The organism is Parahoeflea alexandrii (genome assembly GCF_027214025.1).
Taxonomy (GTDB): Bacteria; Pseudomonadota; Alphaproteobacteria; order Rhizobiales; family Rhizobiaceae; genus Hoeflea; species Hoeflea alexandrii_A.
On record NZ_JAPWHB010000001.1, the window covers coordinates 1092278 to 1112563 of the forward strand.

Consider the following 20286-nt stretch of genomic DNA (forward strand, 5'->3'; position numbering starts at 1 on the left):
CCCATGAGTTATGACCAAGCCCGCGTCGTTGAAGCCATCCGCGCCTTTGAGGCCGGTGAAATCGTCGTCGTCACCGATGACGGCGGCCGCGAGAACGAAGGCGACCTGATCGTTGCCGCGGTTCACTGCACACCGGAGAAGATGGCGTTCATCGTCCGCCACACGTCGGGCATCGTCTGCACGCCGATGCCGCGCGAGGAAGCCAAGCGGCTCAATTTGACGGCAATGGTCGCGGAGAACGATTCGGCGCACACCACGGCGTTCACCGTTTCGGTCGACTACAAGCATGGCACCACGACCGGCATTTCCGCCGACGACCGGACGCTGACGGCGCGCAACCTGGCCAATCCGAATGCCGGCGCCGGCGACTTCACCCGTCCGGGGCACATCTTTCCGCTGATCGCCCGCGAAGGCGGCGTGCTGATGCGCTCGGGCCACACCGAAGCCGCGGTTGACCTGTGCAAGCTCGCCAACCTGCTGCCGGTGGCGGTGATCTGCGAACTGGTCAATGACGACGGAACGGTCACCCGCGGCGAGCAGGTCGATAGCTTCTCGGTCAAGCACGGGCTCAAGCAGGTCTCGGTCGCCGACCTGATTGCCTACCGGCAGCGCAAGGAAACGCTGATCGAGCACATTGACAGCTTCGATGTCGACACCGTCGCCGGGAAGGCCAAGGCCTTCACCTACAAGCTGCCCTGGGATCCGATGCATCATCTGGCGGTGGTGTTCGGCGATATCCGCGACGGCGTCGACATTCCCGTGCGGCTGCACCTGGAATCGGTGGTTGATGACGTGTTTTCCAAGCACGACCCGATGACCGCGATCATCAATCGAATGGCGTCGGAAGGCCGCGGCGTGGTGGTCTATCTGCGCGAGGGCTCGGTCGGTGTCGGCCAACGGGCGGCCCGGCGGGTGGTGGCAGATGAACGCGAGGACCATGCCGAAGCGCAGGCGCGCGAGGACGAGTGGCTGGAGATCGGTCTCGGCGCACAAATCCTCAAGGACCTCGGCGTCACCTCGATCAAGCTCTACGCCTCGCGCGAACGGCATTATGTCGGGCTCGAAGGATTCGGCATCCGGATCTCGTCGACCGAGATCATCTAACGCGATCTTCGTGCGCCGCCGTGGAGCTCCACTGCTCTAGCGGCGGTTCCTGTAGGCCCTGACAGCATCGCCGAATGCTTCGAAAAGCGGCCGGTTGACCGGGTTGGTTTGCGGGTCGTATTCGGCGTGCCACTGAACCCCGAGCGCGAAACCGTTGGCATCCCTGACGCGGATGGCTTCGATGGTGCCGTCCTCGGCGATTCCTTCGGCAACAATCCGCGCGCCGACATCGAGAATCCCCTGCCCGTGCAGCGAGTTCACCCGGATCAGGTCACGCCCGAGGATGCGGGCGAAAACGCCATCCGGGGTCAGCCGCACCTCGTGCCGGTCGGCAAAGACAACCGTGGGATCGGGATGGATCTCGCCGGATTCCAGCCGCGGCATGCGGTGGTTCATGCGTCCCGGCAATTCGCGGATTTCGGGATGCAGCGTTCCGCCGCCGGCGACATTCATTTCCTGAAAGCCGCGGCAGATGCCGAACAGCGGCACGGCTTTTTCCAGGCAGGCCTCGATCAGCGGCAGGGCGACGGAATCCCGGCACTCGTCATAGGGTTCATGCTTCGGATCGGGGGTGGCGCCGAACCGGAGCGGGTGGACGTTTGCCCTCGCCCCGGTGAGCAGGATGCCGTCCACGACGGCCAGCAGATCGGCGATGTCGGTGATCTCCGGATTGCCCGCGAAGATTAGCGGCAGGGCATCGGCCACGTCGGCCACGGCCTGAAGGTTGTTCTGCCCGGCCAGTTGAACGGAAAACCGGTTTTCCAGATTGTAGTAGTTGCCGATAACGCCAATGACAGGCTTGGCCATGAACTGGTCCCGCACTCGATTTCCGACGCCGCGACCCGGCGTCCGTATGGGGTGTATTTTTCACACCCTGCGGCAATCAACAACTCCGGGCGCCGAAAATTTTCGGGAACCGGCAAAGACAGAGCGTCACCGGGAATGCGCGCGACCGCTCTCAGAGCCCCCGGTTCCAGCCCTCGGCATAGACGGTTTCGCCGACGCCGGCGAAGCGGGCAACGCGCGCAAACTCAGCGTCGAGCCTGGCCATGCGGCCCGCCGACGCGCGGACTTTCGGCTCGAGCCACAACCGGGTGACATTCAGCACGCCGGCCTTGCGGTCGGCCTTCATGTCGATGCGGCCGATCAGGCGGTCGGCTTCAAGCAGCGGGAAGACGTAGTAGCCATATTCGCGCTTCGGCTCGGGCACGAAGACCTCGATGCGGTAGCGGAAGCCAAACAGCCGCTCGGTCCGATTCCGGTCGCGTAAGAGCGGGTCAAACGGGCTGAGCACCCGGATCCGGCCCGGAGGCTCGGGCCATGCCTCCAGGTCGGGAACGAAGCCTGCCAGCGCAAAGGACGGACGCGGCTTGCCGCCGCCTTCGCATTCGATCTCTACGTCCTGAAGCCGGTCGCGATTGGCCGCGACCCAGTCCTTCGCCTCCTCGGGTGAGACCAGATCCCAGAACGCGGCAATCTCGCCATGGGTGGCAAAGCCGAGCCGCTCGAGCGCGCTCAAGCAGGCCCAGTCGATGAACTCCGTGTGGGAAACCTCCTGCGCCAGGTGATGGCCGGGGATGACACGTTCGGTGAGATCATAGATCTTCTGGAAGTTCTGCCGCCCGCTGATCGCCAGCTTGCCGGTGTGCCAGAAAAACTCCAGCGCCTTCTTGGAAGGGTGCCACTGCCACCAGCCGCCGGACTTGTGGTCGGCCTGCTTGACCTCGCGGGCGAGCACCGCTCCGCCTTCGGCAATCCGTTCATAGGTCTCGCCGAAAGCCTTGTCGAAGTCCTCGCCGTGCCACTTGCTCCAACGCTTGCGCATCGGCTCCTCGCAGCGGCGGAACTTGTGCTTCCAGTAGGGATAGAAATCGCACGGCACGATCGCCGCATCGTGGGTCCAGTGCTCGAACAACGCCCTGTCTTCTTCCAGCAGTTGCCGGAGTTGATCGGGCCGAAAAGTCTGATTGCGGGAAAACAGGATCTGGTTGTGGGCGCGCTCGACGGTGGAAATACTGTCGACCTGGACAAAGCCGAGATCGTGGATGAGCTCAAGCAGCCCGGCCTTGGACAAGGCCCGCGACGGCGATGCCGATAGACCTTGCTTGGCCAGGAAAATCCGGCGCGCGACCTTGTTCGAGACAGGAATCACCATGCGTCGAGCCTACACATGTTCGCGCTTTGTTCAAACATGAAATCCCGAAGACGGCGAAATTGCCCACGCGGCCATCAATTCCGGCAGAGGAGCCCCGATAGATGGCCGGTCAGGGCCGGTTCGCGACGTAGGCGAATCCCGGCTGAGCGTGAACGAAGCCGTTCATCCGCTGCGCCGGGACCCCGACCGCATCCAGTCTGGCATCGAGTTCACCGGCGGAAATCGCGCCATCGAGCAGCTGCCGGTATGCGCTGGCAATTTCCACCATGTCTGAGCTGTGCGGCGAAAGACGGAAAGCGCTCACACCTGCCGCCTGCAGGCCGGCTATTTCAGAGGAAAGGTTGAGATACTTTTCCGACAGGGTCTGGATGCCGTTGACCGAGAGGAAGGGCTTGCCGGAATGGGTCTTCAGATCTAGCCCATCGGGGTCGTTCTCGCAGACGAACAGGCAATTGTCCTTTGTGCGGCCATGGGCGCGGGCATGGTAGCACCGGGCCGAGAGCGCCAATGACACCTTGCCGAACACTTGCACCTCAATGCCCGCATTGGTTTCGCGCGCGGCGCGTGCCAGTTCGGACACGGTCGACAGAGGCAATTCCACCGGCAGGCAGAAATGACTGGCTCCATTGCCCGCCAGGTGGCGGATGGTTTCTTCGTTGTAGACATTGAGATACTGGCCGATCCGGTGCGGCCTGCCCTTGAGGAAATAGAGCGCCGAGACGTCATTGGCCTCTACCTCGTCAAAGCCGCAAAAGGATTCGATCACCTTCCGGTCCAGCTTGCTGACAACTTCAGCCAGCGTCGACCAGATGACCCGCTTGCCGCCACGTTGCAGACGCTCGGCGACGGCCTCAAGACTGTGATCGAAAAACGGGGTGCGCTTGGAGCACACCACTTCCCCGAGATAGACAGTATCAACGGGCGCTTCATCGGCTATGCGGAACCAGAAATCCCGTTTCTGCTGTTCAGGCCAATGAAACAATATAGGCCCCATGGTCAGGCTTGCGGCGGCCACTGTCATCTCCATTTCTTGGTCTTGAACGCGCCCTGGGTTTCCTTGCCGCCTTCGGACAATTGCGCCAGACCGCCGAGATCCGGCTGGCGGCCGGCCGATATGTCATCGACAGCGCGGCGGAAGGCGGACACCACCATCTGCACGTAGGAGCGCGACCGCTGCCTGCCCTCGATCTTCAACGCCGTCACGCCGGCATTCATCAGGTCTGGCAGCAGCGACGACAGGTTCAGTGTCACCGGCTCTTCGAACGCGTAATAGGGATCCGGCCGGCTCACATTGGTGTAGCGCCCCTTGCAGATCGTCGGGTAGCCGGTGCTTTCATCGGCTGAATAGCAATCGATGTCGAACGGACCCAGTTCAGCCGACGTGCTGCCATCCGGCCGGCGCACATACTGCACCGCGCTGGCTGGAGAGCAGACCCCATGCATGTTGGTTGAAATGCCCGTGGCGTAGTTGGTCAGGCTGCAACGGCCTTCCGACATCATGCCTATGTTGCCGAAGACAAAGGCTTCGATCTCACAGGGGATCTGGCGGTGAATTGCGCTGATTTCGGCAACCGTCAATATCCGCGGCAGGACCACGCGCTTGACGCCGAACTGCTCGCAGTAATACCGGATCGCCTCGGGCGAGGATGCGCCTGCCTGCACCGACAAATGCAGCCTCATATCCGGATATTTCTCGGCGACATAGGCTGCCACGCCAATATCGGCGACAATGACGGCATCGGCACCGATGCGGGCGGCGACGTCGACCGAATCCTTCCACATCTGGGTGCGCGGGGCCGTGGCAAAGGAGTTGACAGCCAACAGCACGTGGACATTGCGCTGATGAGCATAAGCGATCGATTGCGCCAGCGATTCCGGCGAGAAATTCAGGCCGGCGAAATTTCGGGCGTTGGTTTCGTTGGCCAGGCCGCAGTAGATCGCGTCCGCGCCGGCATCGACGGCGGTGCGGAGTGCCGCCGGGGTTCCCGCCGGACAGACCAACTCCGGCTTGCGGGGGGATTCAGGGCCGGTCATGCGCGGTCTCCAACCCTGGGTTTGCGGAGGCGGGTCAACGCAAACCGCAACGGCGCATAGAGCGGGCCGCTCATCTGGATCAGATCCTCGACGATGGAGCCATCAAGGTCATCGAGCGCACTGCGCAGGCAGACCGCGGCTTCGGTGTTGCCGCTGATGAAAATGTCACGGGAAAAAAACAGCGCGTCGGAATCGGCGGCTCCATCCATGACGTCAAACAGAGCCGAGAAGGGACCGGATATTCTGGCATCGGCGTTGAGTTGCTCGGAGCGCCGGTGCGCCGACAGTCCGGGGGCGTCCGGGTCGGGGCGCAATCGCAACACGAAGGGCATTTCGGCGACATCAATGACATAGGTGGAATGGATGTGCGGACCAAGCCGTTCAAAAAGCTCGGGCCTTTTCCGCGTCACTTCGAGAACCATGCGGCGCAGGATCGGCTGAACCGGAAACAGCGGCAGCGGCGCCGTCAGAATACCTATCATTTTCGGCAGTTTACCGGATGCAAGACCGAAAGGCTCAGGCGTCTCGTGTGCGGTACGGCTTGTCTGTCGGGGCATGTCGCCACCCTGTTCGAAACTGCGACAGTTCCACTGCGGACTGGGTCAGTTACCGGATCGGGAGTATCATGAACGGGATGGCCGAATTTGATCTAGATCAACAAAAAGGCGGTTAGCACCATGCTGGAAAACAGGTCCCCAACGCGGCCCGCGGACGCTGGCTGGGACAGGTGAAATCCGACTTTCCCGCATCGACCTGCCTGCAGATGGCAAAACCGTTTCAAGTGCGCATCTCCACTGGTATCAACGCCCATTCGTCGCTAAATACATTTCATGACCACATTCTATTACTCCAATCCCATCTGCCTCGAACACCTGGTGCCGGCCGGCCATCCCGAGCGGCCCGACCGGATGAAAGCGCTTGAGGCTGTCTTTGAACACGAGCATTTCAACACGCTGGTCCGGCATCTGGCCCCCGAGGCCCCTGCCGAGACGGTGCTGCTGGCGCATCCCGAGAGCTATCTCGCGAAGATCAAGGCGGCCATACCGGAAACCGGGTTCTCGCGGATCGATTCCGACACCACGGCAAGCCCGCGCTCAATGGAAGCGGCGCTGATTTCCGTTGGCGGCGCGATTGCCGCGGTCGATGCGGTCTTCAAAAAGGAAGCCGATAACGCCTTTGTCGCCACCCGTCCGCCCGGCCACCATGCCGAGAAAAACACCTCGATGGGGTTCTGCCTGTTCAACCAGGCGGCGATTGCGGCACGGCATGCGCAGAAAGCCTACGGCGCGGAACGCGTGGCGATCGTCGACTGGGACGTGCATCACGGCAACGGCACGCAGGACATCTTCTACGACGACCCGAGCGTGATCTACTGCTCCACGCACCAGATGCCGCTCTATCCCGGCACCGGCGCACTGCGCGAGACCGGCCAGGGCAACATCTTCAATGCGCCGCTGTCGGCCAATGACGGCAGCGACCATTTCCGCGAGGCGTTCAAGACCCGAATCCTGCCGGCGCTCGAAGAGGCAAGACCGGACCTTATCATCATCTCCGCCGGCTTTGACGCCCACCACCGCGATCCGCTGGCCGAGATCAACCTGGTGGCCGACGATTTCGACTGGGCGACGGGAAAGCTGATGGACATCGCCGGACGCCACGCAGGCAACCGGGTCGTCAGCCTGCTGGAAGGCGGGTATGATCTGGTGGGTCTGGCCGAATCGGCCGCCGCCCACGTGATCCGGCTGCAGGAGGGTTGATCGATGAGCGAAGCCAACGACATTTCGGCCATGAGCTTCGAAGCAGCCGTGGCTGAACTGGAGCGCATCGTCGAACAGCTCGAACGCGGCGACGTGGCCTTGGACAAGTCGATCGAGATCTACGAGCGCGGCGAGGCCTTGAAAGCCCATTGCGAGAAACTCCTATCCGCGGCTGAAAAGCGAATCGAGAAGATCCGTCTCGACCGTCAGGGCCAGCCGGCGGGAACGGAGCCGCTCGACGCCGAGTAGAGCCCATATCGCAGGAGCATGGCATGAGCTATTTCGGCGGACTGAATGACCCCAATCCCGGCGATGCACCGGCCTGTGACGCGATCGAACAGCTGATCATTCCGTCCTCGCGCGACATTGGCGGCTTTTCGGTCAAGCGGGCGCTGCCGACCGCACGTCGGCGCATGGTCGGCCCCTTCATCTTCTTCGACCGGATGGGGCCCGCGATTCTCAAGGGCGGCGAGGCCATGGACGTGCGCCCTCACCCGCATATCGGGCTGTCCACGGTCACCTACCTGTTTGACGGCGCCATCCGCCATCGCGACAGCCTCGGCACCGAAATGGTGATCAGGCCGGGCGACGTGAACCTGATGACCGCCGGCCGCGGCATCGTTCATTCCGAGCGTTCGCCCGAGGAAATGCGCGGCGGCGAGATGCCGATGTCCGGGCTGCAGACATGGCTCGCCCTGCCCGACAATCTCGAAGAGATCGATCCCGCCTTCTCCCACACCGCCACCACGCAACTGCCGGAAATCAGCGATGCCGGCATCCGGGCGCGTGTGGTGATGGGCGGTTTTGGCGGGCTTGCCTCCCCGGTGCCGCAGCACACCGGAACGCTCTATGTCGACCTGGCGCTGTCGCCATCGGCGTCGGCGCCATTCGACGCGGAGTGGGAAGAGCGGGCGCTCTACCTGCTGGAAGGCGAAATCGAGATCGCCGGCGACCGCTTCGGACCGGACCAGCTCATGGTCTTCCGCCCCGGCGACGCGATCACCGTGACCGCCGGCCCGACGGGCGCGCGGATGATGCTGTTTGGCGGCGACAGCATTCCGACCAAGCGCCACATCTGGTGGAATTTCGTCTCCTCGTCGAAGGAGCGGATCGAACAGGCCAAGGCGGAATGGCGCTCGGGCCGCTTCGACATCGTGCCCGGTGACGCGGAAGAGTTCATCCCGCTGCCGGACAGGTGACAGGGGTTTCATTGTTCAAGCCCAAGAATGATCCAACTATGGAATCGGACTAGAAGTCACACCTCAGGATTGCCAACGCCCTCTCGATGATTACAATCAGCGACTGTAAGTTATTATTCGTACGAGGATGTTAGATGAACAAGATAGCTATTTCCGCCTTGCTGGTCTTGGCAATGGCAACCCCGGCAGCAGCCGGAAATGCCACTCTCAAAAAGGATGGCAAGTCCTACGCCCTGAGTTGCACCGATGCCGGTTGTTTTCTGTCGGAAAAAATATCACTATTCAAATCAGGCCCCAGAAAACGCCTCGGAGCTGGTGGCGCCCAAAACTTCAAAAGCTGGCGCACGAAGCTGAAGAGCCAAGGCTATAAATAGGCCTTGAATTTTAGCGAGCTTGATCAATAAAAACGGCCTTCGACAGATGGCCGTTTTTCTTTGCAACGGGTGTGATTGCGTTGCGACCACACAGGCCTGATAAACCTTAAAGAGCGGACATCTGATCCCGGTTCGGCTAAATTGGCTGCTTGACCTGTGGCAAGTGCGCCCGGACCATACTTCAGACCTTAATCCGGGTTTACACATATACGTTTCCGGGCTACGCCCTGAGAGACTGTGAGGCATGACGTGACACACCCGCCCGTAACACCGCTTCTGGACACTGTCCGGTACCCATCCGACCTGAAGGCCATCGACGACAAGCTGTTGCCGCAACTGGCTACCGAATTGCGTGCCGAGATGATCGATGCGGTGTCGCGCACCGGCGGGCACCTGGGCGCTGGTCTTGGCGTGGTCGAGCTGACGATTGCCATCCACAAGGTGTTCGACACCCCGCACGACCGGCTGATCTTCGACGTCGGCCACCAGTGCTATCCGCACAAGATCCTGACCGGCCGCCGCGACCGGATCCGCACGCTTCGCCAGGAAGGCGGACTCTCCGGCTTCACCAAGCGCTCCGAGAGCGAGTATGACGATTTCGGCGCGGGCCACTCCTCCACCTCGATTTCCGCCGGTCTCGGCATGGCGGTAGCAAGCGAGCTGCAGGGCATCAAGCGCAACGTGATCTCGGTGATCGGCGACGGGGCAATGTCGGCCGGCATGGCCTTCGAGGCGCTCAACAATGCCGGCGCTCTGGATGCGCGGCTGATCGTGATCCTGAACGACAACGACATGTCGATCGCGCCGCCGACCGGAGCGATGAGCGCGTACCTGGCGCGGATGGCCTCGGGCCGGACCTATATGGGGATCCGCGAGGCGGGCAAGAAACTGACGGCCTATCTGGGCAAAAACATCGACCGGGCAATCACCCGCGCCGTCGAGCATGCGCGCGGCTATGTCACCGGCGGCACCATGTTCGAGGAGCTCGGCTTCTATCACATCGGCCCGATCGACGGGCACAATCTCGACCATTTGCTGCCGGTGTTGCGCAATGTGCGCGACAATGCCGACGGGCCGGTACTCATTCACGTGGTCACGCAAAAGGGCAAGGGCTACGCGCCGGCGGAAGCTGCAGCCGACAAGTATCACGGCGTCAACAAGTTCGACGTCGTAACCGGCACCCAGGCCAAGGCCAAGCCGAACGCGCCGAGCTACACCGCCGTGTTCGGCGAGACGCTGGCGCAGGAGGCCAGCTTCGACGACCGGATCGTCGCCATCACCGCCGCCATGCCCGGCGGCACCGGGGTAGACAAGTTCGCCAAGGTCCACCCCACCCGCACCTTCGATGTCGGCATCGCCGAGCAGCATGCGGTGACCTTTGCCGCCGGCATGGCGAGCGAGGGGATGAGGCCATTCTGCGCGATCTATTCCACCTTCCTGCAGCGCGGCTACGATCAGGTGGTGCACGACGTGGCGATCCAGAAACTGCCGGTCCGCTTTCCGATCGACCGCGCCGGTTTCGTCGGCGCCGATGGCGCCACCCATGCCGGAACTTTCGACACCGCCTATCTCGCCTGCCTGCCGGGTTTCGTGGTGATGGCGGCTTCCGACGAGGCCGAGCTCAAGCACATGGTGCGCACGGCAGCGGCTTACGACGAGGGTCCGATCTCGTTCCGCTATCCGCGCGGCGAAGGCGTCGGCGTCGAAATGCCCGAGCGCGGCCAGATCCTCGAGATCGGCAAGGGCCGGGTGATGCGCGAGGGCACCAAGGTGGCGCTGCTGTCGTTCGGCACGCGACTGGCCCAATGCCTGGTCGCGGCCGAGGATCTCAACGCGGCGGGGCTTTCGACCACCGTTGCCGACGCGCGTTTCGCCAAGCCGCTCGATCACGACCTGATCCGCCAGTTGGCGCGGCATCACGAGGTGCTGGTGACGATCGAGGAAGGTTCCGTCGGCGGCTTCGGCAGCCATGTGCTGCAGTTCCTGTCCAATGAAGGCCTGCTCGACGGCGGCCTCAGGGTGCGCTCTCTGGTGATGCCCGACATGTTCATGGACCACGCCTCTCCGGACGCGATGTATGCCCGCGCCGGGCTCGACCGGAAGGGCATCGTCGACACGGTGTTTCGCGCGCTCAACGCCGAAAACCGCGCCGGCGCCCAGGTTACGGTTCTGAAACCATAGATGTTTGCCCGATCCTAACCACGTCCCTTGGGCGTTCTGAAACATCCCGCTGCTAGTCTACCAGCAACAGCACGGGACTTCGGGACGTTTTGAAATGACGATGAAACAGGCGGGAAAATGCCATGCGCGCGGGTTCGCCCTGGCCTTGCTCGCCATTGCAGGACTGGCCTTGCCGGCGAATGCGGACACCAAGCCCACCTACGACAAACGCATCGAGGAAGCCGCGATCCGCATGCTTGTCCCCAAGCTTGGCGAGATGCGCGGATCGCTCGGCGTCGGGGGCGACGACTTCCTGGCGTCCATGGTCAACGAACAGGTGACCGTCAGGCAGCCGATGGTCAGGCGGCCAGAGGTCAAGCTGCCAGAGATCGCCCGGCCCGCGGCGAAGCCGCCGCATGTTGTCGAACACAAGCCAGCCGCTGTTGCAAAGGACGAGCCCAAGGCGCGGCTGGAAGCCAGGCCCGTGGCCCGGCCCACGCAACGGCCGGTGGCCGAGAACAGGGCGGAGACACCGGCGGCCGCGACGACCGGTCGGCACAGCAAGGGCAGCTTCCTGTTCTTCTAAACCGCGGCCATCTGGGGCCGGCGCCCGCACAAAGCGCTTGCCCTCGCCGCCCTTCCGGGCCAAGACGGCTTTCATGGCTGACCCATCTCCCACTTTTCCGCCCGACAGGGACCGGCTCGACCAGATCCTGGTCCGGCTCGGGCTCTACGAGAGCCGGTCGCGGGCGCGCGACGCGATTGCGCGCGGCGCGGTGCTGGTCGACGGCAAGGCGGTCGCCAAGCCCGGTGCGCTGGTGAGCGAGGCCGCGGAGATCACGCTGGCAGACCCGGCGCGGGCCTATGTCTCGCGGGCGGCGCTGAAGCTGATCGCCGGGCTCGACCATTTCGGCTTCGATCCGTCCGGACGGGTGGCGCTCGATGTCGGCGCCTCGACTGGCGGTTTCACGCAGGTGCTCCTCGAACGCGGTGCGGCGCATGTGCTGGCGGTCGATGTCGGCCATGACCAGCTGCATGCGAGCCTTGCGAGCGATCAGCGCGTGAGCAATCTCGAGGGGCTGAATGCGCGGGATCTTGCCCGCGCGCATCTGGGCGGCCGCGAAATCGGTGCCGTGGTGTCGGATGTGAGTTTCATCTCGCTGAAGCTGGCGCTGCCGCCCGCACTGGCGCTTGCCGCGTCCGGGGCCTTTGCGGTGCTGCTGGTCAAGCCGCAGTTCGAGGCGGGACGCGCAGGCATCGGAAAGGGCGGGCTGCTCAAGGATCCGGCGCAAGGGCCGGTCATCGCCGACGATCTTGCCGGATGGCTCGATCAGCAGCCCGGCTGGAGCGCTGTCGGCCCGGTCGCCTCGCCGATCGAGGGCAGCGACGGCAACCACGAATTTCTCATCGGAGGCGTCAAGACATGAGTGCGCGGAAACTCGACATCACAAGGCTTGGCGGACAGGGCGACGGCATTGCCGAAACCCCCTCAGGCCAGATTTTCGTCCCCTTCACGGTGCCGGGCGACGTGATCAATGCCGGGGTGGAAAAAAGCCGCGCCTCGCTGATCGCGGTTCTCACCCCCTCGCCCGACCGGGTGGCGCCGCCGTGCCCGCATTTCGGACCCGACGAGGAAAACGCCGGATGCGGCGGTTGCGCGCTGCAGCATGTGGCGGACGATGTCTACCGCGAGTGGAAGCGCGGGCTGGTGGTGGCGGCGCTGGAAAGCCGCAATATTTCTGCCGAGGTGGCACCGCTGGTGGTGTGTGAACCGCACGCGCGGCGGCGGGTGGTGTTTGCCGCGCGGCGCACCGACAAGGGCGCGATCCTCGGCTTCAATCGGGCGCAGAGCCATCACATCGTCGCTGTCGAGAGCTGCGTGGTCGCCACCGACAGGATCAACCAGGCGCTGCCGGCGCTCAGGCGGCTGGCCACGGCGGTGGCGGTCGGCAAGGAGGCGTTCCGGCTTTCGGTGCTCGACGCCGCCCCCGGTCTCGACCTCGCAGCCGAAGCGCCGTTCAAGCTCACCGAGCCGGACCGGCTGAGGATCATCCAGGCGGTGCGGGCCGAACCCGGCATTGCGCGGCTGACCTTCAATGGCGAGATCCTGATCGAGAAACAGCCGCCGGAGCTCGAATTCGGCCGGGTGATCGTCAACCCTCCGCCCGGCGGCTTCGTGCAGGCGAGCAAGGCCGCCGAAGACGTGATGGGCGACCTGGTGACCGGTCACCTGAAAAAATCCAAGCGGGTGGCCGATCTGTTTTCCGGCTCCGGCACCTTCGCACTGAGGCTGGCCGAGACCAGCCACGTGCACGCGGTGGAAGCCGACGGACCGTCGCTCGCAGCCCTCGACAAGGCGGCGCGGCGGACACAGGGGCTCAAGCCCGTCACGGTGGAAAAGCGCGACCTGTTCCGCCGGCCGCTGATGCTGGCCGAGCTGAAGAGCTACCAGGGGCTGGTGTTCGACCCGCCGCGCGCCGGTGCCGAGGTGCAGGTGGCCGACATCGCCCGCTCGACCGTGACCCGCATCGCCGCCGTGTCCTGCAACCCGGTGACGCTGGCGCGCGATCTCGAGATCCTGATCAAGGGCGGCTACAAGCTCACCTCGGTGACGCCGATCGACCAGTTCCTGTGGTCGAGCCATGTCGAGGTGGTGGCGCTCATGGAGCGGCCGAAAAGGTAGGGGGCATTGCGACAGGCGCTGCCCGGCCCCCTCACCAACATAATCTGCGACTTAGCTGCGCTAAGATCGCGATTTTGTATCCTCTCCCACAGGGGGAGAGGTCAAATTGCGGAACTCGCGTCACCCCTTCCTCGCCCCTCGTGGGAGAGGAAGCAATTTCAGCATCTTAGCGCTAGCTAAGTGCTAGAAATTGCAGGTGAGGGGGAGCACCCGCCAGCCACGCCAAAACCCCGCGCGCGGAAAACCCGCCGGCGGCATGGGGGCAGTCTCCTGGTCCGGACCCGATCCGGACTCGCGGGGCGCGGGCGGCAGGCCCGTGGTGGCTGGTAGAATGTGGCTTGGCGCGTGTCACCCGCGCCCCACCGGTGAGGAACTCCCACGCCTTCCGGGCGCGGGGCGGCTCTCCTTCAAGCGAAACTCGACGCAAGCCCCGGGCGGTTTCGTCACGTTCGATCCTTCGGGGACCGAACACCTCCCTCTCCCACCCGGCGCCAGACAGGATGACCGGTCAGGCGCGGCAGAGACTTGTCAGGCCGGCGTTTGCGGTGACGCCGCGTTCCGCAGCCGGGCAGCCCGCCCGGACAGGGATGCGGATCAAACGCCGCCGGTTGAAGACCGTGCCGCCCTTTTGCCTTTCGTGAGAAAGGCGCATGCGCTGCACTTGCCGCAACCGGTTCCGGCCATTCGCGCGGCAAAACCCTCGGCCCGATCCACCTCGATCCGGCAGGTCCCCGCGCTGACCGGGGTGTCGCTTCGCAAGCTTTCAACGCCCGGGTACGGCCCCCGTGCGCCAAAACTCACCGCCTCCCGCCGGCCCGGGCTCCGTCAGCCCCGGCCATCCGTTCGGGACGGAAGGCGGGGGTAGTGTCGCATGGGGCGGGAGGGTGTGGAAAAAGTTGGGGGACTTTTTGTGTGGGATGGCATGCAATCCACTCGCCGCTCCCTCGCCAGCCAGCCCCAAAGACCCCTCCCCAACCCCTCCCCACAAGGGGGAGGGGCTCGGATCGCCGCCGGGTTCCTGCCAAAAGGCGTAGCATCTCAACCGTTTGGAAGTTCGAAATCGGAATCGCGGCAGATGCCGGGTTAAGCCCCTCCCCCTTGTGGGGAGGGGTTGGGGAGGGGTTTGTTTTTAACAGCTGAGTCTTCCGGCTCGCGGACGCTCGCCTGCTGGATCCCGGAGGCTACGACGTCGCTTCGCTTGTCTGGCTCAAGGACGGGTTGACGAAGGAATTTGGGACGCCCTTGCACCACCTACGCAAACAAAAAAGGCGGCGCCCCCGGTGCGCCGCCTTCCACTTGTCGTCAGGCGTGAGCCTTATTCGCCGGCTTTGAGCACTTCGTAGTGCAGGCCCTTGGCGGTGCGGTCGGGGAAGCCGGTCCAGTGGGTGTGTTCGGGCTTCTCGGTGCCGTCCTTCTCCTTGGCCCAGACGCTGTCGTTGGAGTTGGGGACCAGCTCGAGATATTTGGCCATCGTCTCGTCGCCCTTGAGGTGCAGGCCTAGCCAGGCAGTGACGAAATGCTGCGAGATGTTGTTCATCCGCACCGAGTCCCAGACCGCGTCGGAGTAGTGTTCCGACACGTTGAAGCCGAGATCCTCGTCGAACCTGTTGGCCTCGGCGGGCGCGGGCATCGGGGCCCCGGCATTGTGGTTGGCGTTGTCGAAGGTCAGAAGCGCCCGGTCGACGCTCTTTGCACCCTGCCAGATGGCGCGGGTGCCCTTCTCGTAGCCCGAGACGTCATCAACGGAACCGGCGATGAACAGCGCGGGCTTGGAAATGCCCTTCAGCGTTTCCTCGTCCCAGAAGTTGAGCGCCCTGCCCCAGGGGCCAAAGGCGACGATGGTCTTGACGCGGCTGTCGGGCAGCGCGTTGTGGGTGTCGCTGCCGCTGAGGTGAACGCCCAGCGTGCCGTGCGGGCCGCCCCAGGCATAATCGACGGCGGTCTGGGTGACGCCGCCGCCGGCGCTGATGACCGCGCCATAACCGCCCATCGAGTAGCCGACGATGGCGGCATTGTCGGCGTTGGCGAGACCCTTGAGGAAATTGCCGTCCTCGCCCGAAAGACGCGCCAACTCATTCAGCACGAATTTCTGGTCGATCGAGCGGTTGACCAGGGTCGAACCGAAGGCCGCCTTGGTGCGGTAGGTCGAATCGGTGTGGTCGATGGAGGCCACGACATAGCCCTTGGAGGCGAGGTTTTCGGCCAGGTGCGACAGCAGGAAACGGTTGCCGGGATAGCCGTGCGAGATGATCACCAGCGGGAACGCCTCGGCAGCCGCCACCGGAGCGGCATCGCGCATGGCCTGGCCGACGAGCGTGACCTCGGTCTTGCCGTCGCGCAGATAGGCTTTCAGTTCGTGCGAACCCTCGGCTGCGCTATCGGCGGGATACCAGACCTCGACGGTCAGCGGCCGGTCGTAGCGCGGCCACTCGGCAGGCTTTTCCGCGGCAGGGTCAATCGCCAGGATGTCGATCTGGCCCGGATTGACCATCTCCAGCGTGCGCACGCCGACCTTGTGGTCGCCATAGGCCGACAGTTCCGGCGCATCGGGGCGCTGGGTGTCGATGCGGTTGATGGCGGGCGCGGGCTCGCCCCCGTGGCTGGCTGCGAGAGCGTTGCCGGCAAAAGCTGCAATGGTCATGGCTGAAGCTGCAATGAGTGGGGAAAATCGAAACATGGTATGCCTTTCGCATTTGGGGCGCGTTCGGACAGGTAAACTGCCGGGCAATTCGGTTAGCAGGCTCCCGTAACAGTGATGCGACGCTAACGCAGTCCGCCGCACGACGCCAGATCGCGATCCGGCAAAGGCGGGTTACTTCTTTCGCGCCATGAAGGCCTGGAAGGCGGCCAGCGCCTCGGCGCTCTTGAGCTGGTTGGAGAAATGCTCGGCCTCCTCGCGCATGCGGGCGATCACCGGGGCCGGGTCCTGCCTGACAAGACGGCGGGAAATGGCGAGCGCCTGCGGCGGCTTCTGCGCCAGATGTTCGGCGGCGGCAAACACCGCCGGTTCAAGCTCTTCGGCGCTGACGGTCCTGTAGATCAGGCCGGCGCGTTCCGCCTCCTCGCCGGAAAACGGTATCCCGGCGGCGAGAAGCGCGAAGGCCTTCTGGTGCCCCATAGCGGCGGGCGCGAGCAGGCTCGAGGCTGCTTCCGGCACCAGCGCCAGGTCGGTGAACGGGGTGTGGAAGCGCGAACCGGGGGTGGCGAAGGTCAGGTCGCAATGCATGTGGATGGTGGTGCCGATGCCGATCGCCAGGCCATCGACGCCGGAGACGACCGGCTTGACGGTGCTCGCGAGGCTGCCCAGGAAATCGAACACCTCTGTGCCGCCGGCGCCGCCCATGGCAATTGCCATGAAGTCCTGCATGTCGTTGCCGGAGGTGAAGACGCCGGGGGTGCCGAGCATCACATGCACACGCACGCTTGCATCGCGCTCGCCCTCGATCAGGGCTCTCGCCATCGCCGAATACATGGCGCGGGTGATGGCGTTCTTCTTCTCAGGCCGGTTGAAGCGGATGAGATTGATGGCCCCGGTCCCGCCGGCGCGCTCGGTGATGATGTGATCGGTCATGGGTGTCCCTCTGGATATGGCGCCGGCCGTAAAGGCCGCATGGTTCTGTTCAGGCGAGCGCTGCTGCGGCGTCCGAAAGGCTCTCGACCCCGGCGGTGGCACTTGCGGCAAGGCCGCCGGTCTCGGGCGCCAGGTTGGCCGCGGCAAAGCGGGCGAGCGCCGCCCTGCCCGCCGCTTCCGGCGCACCGGTGTCGGCAAGCGCGCCGCGCACCAGCATCGCCGTGGTCGCGGTCAGGCCGAAGAGCCTGAGATAGGGCGTGGCGCCGGCGAGCGCGTCGGTCTGGCGGCCGTCCGACAGCGCCGACTGCATCCAGGCGGTCGCCGATTCGAGATCAGCGATGGCGCGGTCGAGCTTCTCGGCCACGCCCTCAAGCGCCGGTGCATTGGAGGCACGCGCGGCGTCGGCATCGGCCTTGAAATCGGCGATGAAGGCTTTGACCGTCTCGCCGCCCGACAGCGGCAGCTTGCGCATGACGAGATCGATCGCCTGGATGCCGTTGGTGCCCTCGTAGATCGGTGCAATGCGCGCATCGCGCAGCAGTCTTGCCGCGCCGGTCTCCTCGATGAAGCCCATGCCGCCATGCACCTGGACGCCGAGCGAGGCGACCTCGAGGCCGATATCGGTTGCGAACGCCTTGGCGATCGGGGTGATCAGGCTGGCGCGCTCGGACCAGGCCTTTGCCTCGTCGCCCTTGCTGACGCGGGCCATGTCGAGCGCCTCGGCGCAGGAATAGCAGATGGCGCGCGCACCTTGCGTCAGCGCCTTCATGGTCATCAGCATGCGGGCGACGTCGGGGTGCTCGATGATCGGGCTCATGCCCTCGCCCTTGTGGCCGGGCGCGCGGCCCTGGGTGCGGTCCTTCGCATAGGCCAGCGCCTTCTGATAGGCGGTCTCGGCGATTGCCACGCCCTGCATGCCGACGGCCAGACGGGCGTTGTTCATCATCGTGAACATGCAGGCGAGACCCTTGTTCTCCTCGCCGATCAGCCAGCCGATGGCGCCGGGCCGGTCGCCGAACTTGCCGTCGCCATAGATCATGGTGCAGGTCGGAGAGGCGTGGATGCCGAGCTTGTGCTCGAGGCCGGAGCAGAACACGTCGTTGCGCTCGCCCAATGATCCGTCATCGCCGACGAAGAATTTCGGCACCAGGAACAGCGAGATGCCGCGGGTACCCGCCGGGGCATCGGGCAGGCGCGCCAGCACCAGGTGCACTATATTGTCGGTGAAATCGTGCTCGCCGTAGGTGATGAAGATCTTCTGGCCGTAGATCCGGTAGGTGCCATCGCCATTGGGCTCGGCGCGGGCTTTCAGCGCATTGAGGTCGGAGCCGGCCTGCGGCTCGGTCAGGTTCATCGTGCCCATCCACTCGCCGGTGACGAGCTTTTCGAGATACTTGGCCTTGAGGTCGTCGGACGCGTGCTTTTCCAGCGCCTCGACCGCGCCCATGGTCAGCGTCGGGCCGATGCCGAAGGCGAGCGAGCCGGAATTCCACATCTCGAGCGCCGCCACGGAGAGCAGCATCGGCAGGCCCTGGCCGCCATACTCCTCGGGTCCGGTCAGGCCGTTCCAGCCGCCGTCGATCCAGCTGCGGTAGAGCTCCTTCCAGCCCGGCGGCGTGGTGACCGCGCCGTCTTTCAGCACCGCGCCATGCTTGTCGCCGATTTCGTTGAGCGGGGCGACCTCGTCGGAGGAAAAACGCCCGGCCTCGGCCAGGATCGCATCCACCAGATCCTCGCCCAGATCCCCGAAACGCCCTGTTTCAAGCGCTTTGCGCAACCCGGCAACGGATTTGAGGGTGTGAGCAATTTCGTCTACCGGCGCACGATACATGTGATCTCCTCATTGCTGCCCGCCTGAGCATCGCGGCGGGTGTCTGCCCGCCTCCATGGCTAAGTTGTTTTTACGTAAACGTCAATTTCAGACGTGGAACTTAGCGCGCAATAAAGGAGTTTCAAAGGTGTGAAAGAGGCCCGCTGCACAGCAAGTCGGACGATCCCCTCAGCCACTTTGCCCGACCGGAGGCACCGCAATGGCGAAAGCCCAGGGTCAGGCCTTGTAGATCATCCAGCCGGTTGCCGATCCGGCGTGATCCTTGCTGGAATAGAAGGTGACCCGATCGCCGCCGTCCCTGGAAGACGTGCCCATGGCCTTCTCGGCATGGGCCATGAGCTGGCCGGCCCCGTCGGCAACGCCCGACATGACGATGCCGACGGACAATGTGGCATTGCCGATGCTGCGTCCGGTCTTGGGGTGAATGAGCGGCTTGGATCCGGCCGCGGCGCGAAGCCGGTCGACGGCCCGCATGATTTCCGCCTCATCGGCGGTGTTGATCAGGAAGGCAAAGCGATTGCCGTCGAGGCGGGCGACAAGATCGCCAGGCTGGGTTGCCGCCTTGAACAGGTTGCCGACATGGCGGACGGCGAAATCCCCGGTGCCTCTGTCGTCCGCTTCACTGATGCGCTTGAAATCGTCAATCTCGGCATAGGCCAGGCCGCACAGCATCGGCAGTTCCGGATTTGCGTAGATGCGTGCCGCAGCCTTGTTGAAGGAGCGGCGGTTGGCAAGGCCGGTCAGCTGATCGACGAATTTCATCCGTTCAAAATTCTCGATATCCGCCTTGACCCCGTCCAGCTGCGCCGCCTGCTGGGACGCCTCGGCCACCAGGGCCTCGCTCCTGGACGCCTGGCGTTCGGTGGCCTGGCTTAGCTTCTGGATCGACCGGCTGAGCAATTCGGGATCCACCTCCCCTTCGGCGGAAATGCTGCGCGAGGCTTCATCAATGATCTTGCCGTAGTCGACGAGTGAGGATTTTTCCTCCTCGAGTAGCGACATGAACGAGCTCATCTGGGTGCGCATGCGGTCGTTCGTCTTGGCGACATGCGTCTCTTCGTGGTGATGCGGCAGGTATTTCCTGCCCAGTTCATCGAGTGCGCGCTGAGACTTGGTTTTCCCCAGGCCGACGAATTCCTTGGTCAATTCCGGATTGGCGCCGGAATAGGCTTCATAAACAAGCTCATAATTGCGCGGCAATCCGTCGATACCCATCTGGTACATCGCGGTGGCAACGCGAAGCCCGATAGATGTTGCCGCCGAGGTTTGTTTGTTCATCAAGCTCACTCATCGAAAAAGATGCATGTGAACTGATCTATAGGATAAAGCTTGTGGGCTTGCTAAGTGAATAGCTTCAATTTGATCTTTCACGCATTCAATCGGCAAGTTCCGCAGTGAACAAGGCTGATTGCGCGGCT

The 20286-nt window shown here is 64.0% G+C and carries 18 protein-coding genes; 9 read left to right on the forward strand and 9 right to left on the reverse strand.

Going from position 1 to position 20286, the window contains the following annotated elements:
* Positions 1 to 3: 3 nt before the first annotated feature.
* A complete protein-coding gene (ribB, locus tag O4H62_RS05425) occupies positions 4 to 1104 on the forward strand; it encodes a 3,4-dihydroxy-2-butanone-4-phosphate synthase (RefSeq protein WP_269386109.1) in 1101 nt (366 codons plus the stop codon).
* Between the two features lie 36 nt (positions 1105 to 1140).
* Here the strand turns inward: ribB and O4H62_RS05430 are convergent, their stop codons facing one another.
* From O4H62_RS05430 to ubiT, 5 genes are all read right to left on the reverse strand, one after another.
* A complete protein-coding gene (locus O4H62_RS05430) occupies positions 1141 to 1911 on the reverse strand; it encodes a gamma-glutamyl-gamma-aminobutyrate hydrolase family protein (protein ID WP_269386111.1) in 771 nt (256 codons plus the stop codon).
* 151 nt (positions 1912 to 2062) lie between these two features.
* On the reverse strand, positions 2063 to 3259 hold the full coding sequence (locus O4H62_RS05435) for a winged helix-turn-helix domain-containing protein (protein ID WP_269386113.1): 1197 nt from the start codon (positions 3257 to 3259) through the stop codon (positions 2063 to 2065).
* A gap of 109 nt (positions 3260 to 3368) precedes the next feature.
* A complete protein-coding gene (gene ubiV, locus O4H62_RS05440; protein ID WP_269386115.1) occupies positions 3369 to 4280 on the reverse strand; it encodes a ubiquinone anaerobic biosynthesis protein UbiV in 912 nt (303 codons plus the stop codon).
* Entirely contained in the window at positions 4277 to 5293 is a 1017-nt protein-coding gene (gene ubiU, locus O4H62_RS05445; protein ID WP_269386117.1) for a ubiquinone anaerobic biosynthesis protein UbiU, read from the reverse strand. Before ubiU ends, ubiV begins: the two co-directional genes overlap by 4 nt.
* The gene (gene ubiT / locus O4H62_RS05450) at positions 5290 to 5775 is read right to left on the reverse strand and encodes a ubiquinone anaerobic biosynthesis accessory factor UbiT (protein ID WP_269386118.1); all 486 of its coding nucleotides are present in this window, start codon (positions 5773 to 5775) and stop codon (positions 5290 to 5292) included. The genes ubiU and ubiT overlap by 4 nt, the downstream gene beginning before the upstream one ends.
* Positions 5776 to 6123: 348 nt before the next feature.
* On the opposite strand from ubiT, the gene O4H62_RS05455 reads away from it, so the two are divergent.
* The 8 genes from O4H62_RS05455 (at position 6124) to O4H62_RS05490 (ending at position 13466) form a co-directional block, all read left to right on the forward strand.
* Positions 6124 to 7050, forward strand: a complete 927-nt coding sequence (locus O4H62_RS05455) for a histone deacetylase family protein (protein ID WP_269386119.1) — start codon at positions 6124 to 6126, stop codon at positions 7048 to 7050.
* Between the two features lie 3 nt (positions 7051 to 7053).
* Positions 7054 to 7299 (forward strand): exodeoxyribonuclease VII small subunit, encoded by a 246-nt coding sequence (locus tag O4H62_RS05460; protein ID WP_269386120.1) that lies wholly within the window; start codon positions 7054 to 7056, stop codon positions 7297 to 7299.
* Positions 7300 to 7322: 23 nt separating this feature from the next.
* Positions 7323 to 8249: a pirin family protein gene (locus O4H62_RS05465; protein ID WP_269386121.1), complete on the forward strand. Its 927-nt coding sequence runs from the start codon at positions 7323 to 7325 to the stop codon at positions 8247 to 8249.
* 134 nt (positions 8250 to 8383) lie between these two features.
* Positions 8384 to 8623, forward strand: a complete 240-nt coding sequence (locus O4H62_RS05470; protein ID WP_269386122.1) for a hypothetical protein — start codon at positions 8384 to 8386, stop codon at positions 8621 to 8623.
* A 249-nt stretch (positions 8624 to 8872) separates the two neighbouring features.
* Complete coding sequence (gene dxs, locus O4H62_RS05475) at positions 8873 to 10804, forward strand: 1-deoxy-D-xylulose-5-phosphate synthase (protein WP_269386123.1); 1932 nt, start codon at positions 8873 to 8875, stop codon at positions 10802 to 10804.
* 94 nt (positions 10805 to 10898) lie between these two features.
* On the forward strand, positions 10899 to 11369 hold the full coding sequence (locus tag O4H62_RS05480) for a hypothetical protein (protein ID WP_269386124.1): 471 nt from the start codon (positions 10899 to 10901) through the stop codon (positions 11367 to 11369).
* 73 nt (positions 11370 to 11442) lie between these two features.
* On the forward strand, positions 11443 to 12210 hold the full coding sequence (locus tag O4H62_RS05485) for a TlyA family RNA methyltransferase (protein WP_269386125.1): 768 nt from the start codon (positions 11443 to 11445) through the stop codon (positions 12208 to 12210).
* A complete protein-coding gene (locus tag O4H62_RS05490; protein WP_269386126.1) occupies positions 12207 to 13466 on the forward strand; it encodes a class I SAM-dependent RNA methyltransferase in 1260 nt (419 codons plus the stop codon). Before O4H62_RS05485 ends, O4H62_RS05490 begins: the two co-directional genes overlap by 4 nt.
* 1315 nt (positions 13467 to 14781) lie before the next feature.
* On the opposite strand, the gene O4H62_RS05495 is transcribed toward O4H62_RS05490, so the two are convergent.
* From O4H62_RS05495 to O4H62_RS05510, 4 genes are all read right to left on the reverse strand, one after another.
* Entirely contained in the window at positions 14782 to 16107 is a 1326-nt protein-coding gene (locus tag O4H62_RS05495) for an alpha/beta hydrolase family protein (protein ID WP_269386127.1), read from the reverse strand.
* A gap of 171 nt (positions 16108 to 16278) precedes the next feature.
* Complete coding sequence (locus O4H62_RS05500) at positions 16279 to 17037, reverse strand: crotonase/enoyl-CoA hydratase family protein (protein ID WP_269386128.1); 759 nt, start codon at positions 17035 to 17037, stop codon at positions 16279 to 16281.
* Between the two features lie 49 nt (positions 17038 to 17086).
* Positions 17087 to 18868 carry an acyl-CoA dehydrogenase gene (locus O4H62_RS05505; RefSeq protein ID WP_269386129.1) on the reverse strand — a complete coding sequence of 594 codons (1782 nt, stop codon included), beginning with the start codon at positions 18866 to 18868 and terminating at the stop codon, positions 17087 to 17089.
* 216 nt (positions 18869 to 19084) lie between these two features.
* Positions 19085 to 20146: a diguanylate cyclase domain-containing protein gene (locus O4H62_RS05510; RefSeq protein ID WP_269386130.1), complete on the reverse strand. Its 1062-nt coding sequence runs from the start codon at positions 20144 to 20146 to the stop codon at positions 19085 to 19087.
* Positions 20147 to 20286: the final 140 nt, after the last annotated feature.

What these genes read in the sequence shown, in the direction of transcription:
- ubiT (WP_269386118.1), bottom strand. Translation starts at nt 5,775, where the DNA reads ATGATAGGTATTCTGACGGCGCCGCTGCCGCTGTTTCCGGTTCAGCCG.
- O4H62_RS05430 (WP_269386111.1), bottom strand. Translation starts at nt 1,911, where the DNA reads ATGGCCAAGCCTGTCATTGGCGTTATCGGCAACTACTACAATCTGGAA.
- ubiU (WP_269386117.1), bottom strand. Translation starts at nt 5,293, where the DNA reads ATGACCGGCCCTGAATCCCCCCGCAAGCCGGAGTTGGTCTGTCCGGCG.
- O4H62_RS05455 (WP_269386119.1), top strand. Translation starts at nt 6,124, where the DNA reads ATGACCACATTCTATTACTCCAATCCCATCTGCCTCGAACACCTGGTG.
- O4H62_RS05470 (WP_269386122.1), top strand. Translation starts at nt 8,384, where the DNA reads ATGAACAAGATAGCTATTTCCGCCTTGCTGGTCTTGGCAATGGCAACC.
- O4H62_RS05460 (WP_269386120.1), top strand. Translation starts at nt 7,054, where the DNA reads ATGAGCGAAGCCAACGACATTTCGGCCATGAGCTTCGAAGCAGCCGTG.
- O4H62_RS05500 (WP_269386128.1), bottom strand. Translation starts at nt 17,037, where the DNA reads ATGACCGATCACATCATCACCGAGCGCGCCGGCGGGACCGGGGCCATC.
- ribB (WP_269386109.1), top strand. Translation starts at nt 4, where the DNA reads ATGAGTTATGACCAAGCCCGCGTCGTTGAAGCCATCCGCGCCTTTGAG.
- O4H62_RS05495 (WP_269386127.1), bottom strand. Translation starts at nt 16,107, where the DNA reads ATGACCATTGCAGCTTTTGCCGGCAACGCTCTCGCAGCCAGCCACGGG.
- O4H62_RS05490 (WP_269386126.1), top strand. Translation starts at nt 12,207, where the DNA reads ATGAGTGCGCGGAAACTCGACATCACAAGGCTTGGCGGACAGGGCGAC.
- O4H62_RS05485 (WP_269386125.1), top strand. Translation starts at nt 11,443, where the DNA reads ATGGCTGACCCATCTCCCACTTTTCCGCCCGACAGGGACCGGCTCGAC.
- O4H62_RS05510 (WP_269386130.1), bottom strand. Translation starts at nt 20,146, where the DNA reads ATGAACAAACAAACCTCGGCGGCAACATCTATCGGGCTTCGCGTTGCC.
- O4H62_RS05465 (WP_269386121.1), top strand. Translation starts at nt 7,323, where the DNA reads ATGAGCTATTTCGGCGGACTGAATGACCCCAATCCCGGCGATGCACCG.
- O4H62_RS05435 (WP_269386113.1), bottom strand. Translation starts at nt 3,259, where the DNA reads ATGGTGATTCCTGTCTCGAACAAGGTCGCGCGCCGGATTTTCCTGGCC.
- O4H62_RS05505 (WP_269386129.1), bottom strand. Translation starts at nt 18,868, where the DNA reads ATGTATCGTGCGCCGGTAGACGAAATTGCTCACACCCTCAAATCCGTT.
- ubiV (WP_269386115.1), bottom strand. Translation starts at nt 4,280, where the DNA reads ATGACAGTGGCCGCCGCAAGCCTGACCATGGGGCCTATATTGTTTCAT.
- O4H62_RS05480 (WP_269386124.1), top strand. Translation starts at nt 10,899, where the DNA reads ATGACGATGAAACAGGCGGGAAAATGCCATGCGCGCGGGTTCGCCCTG.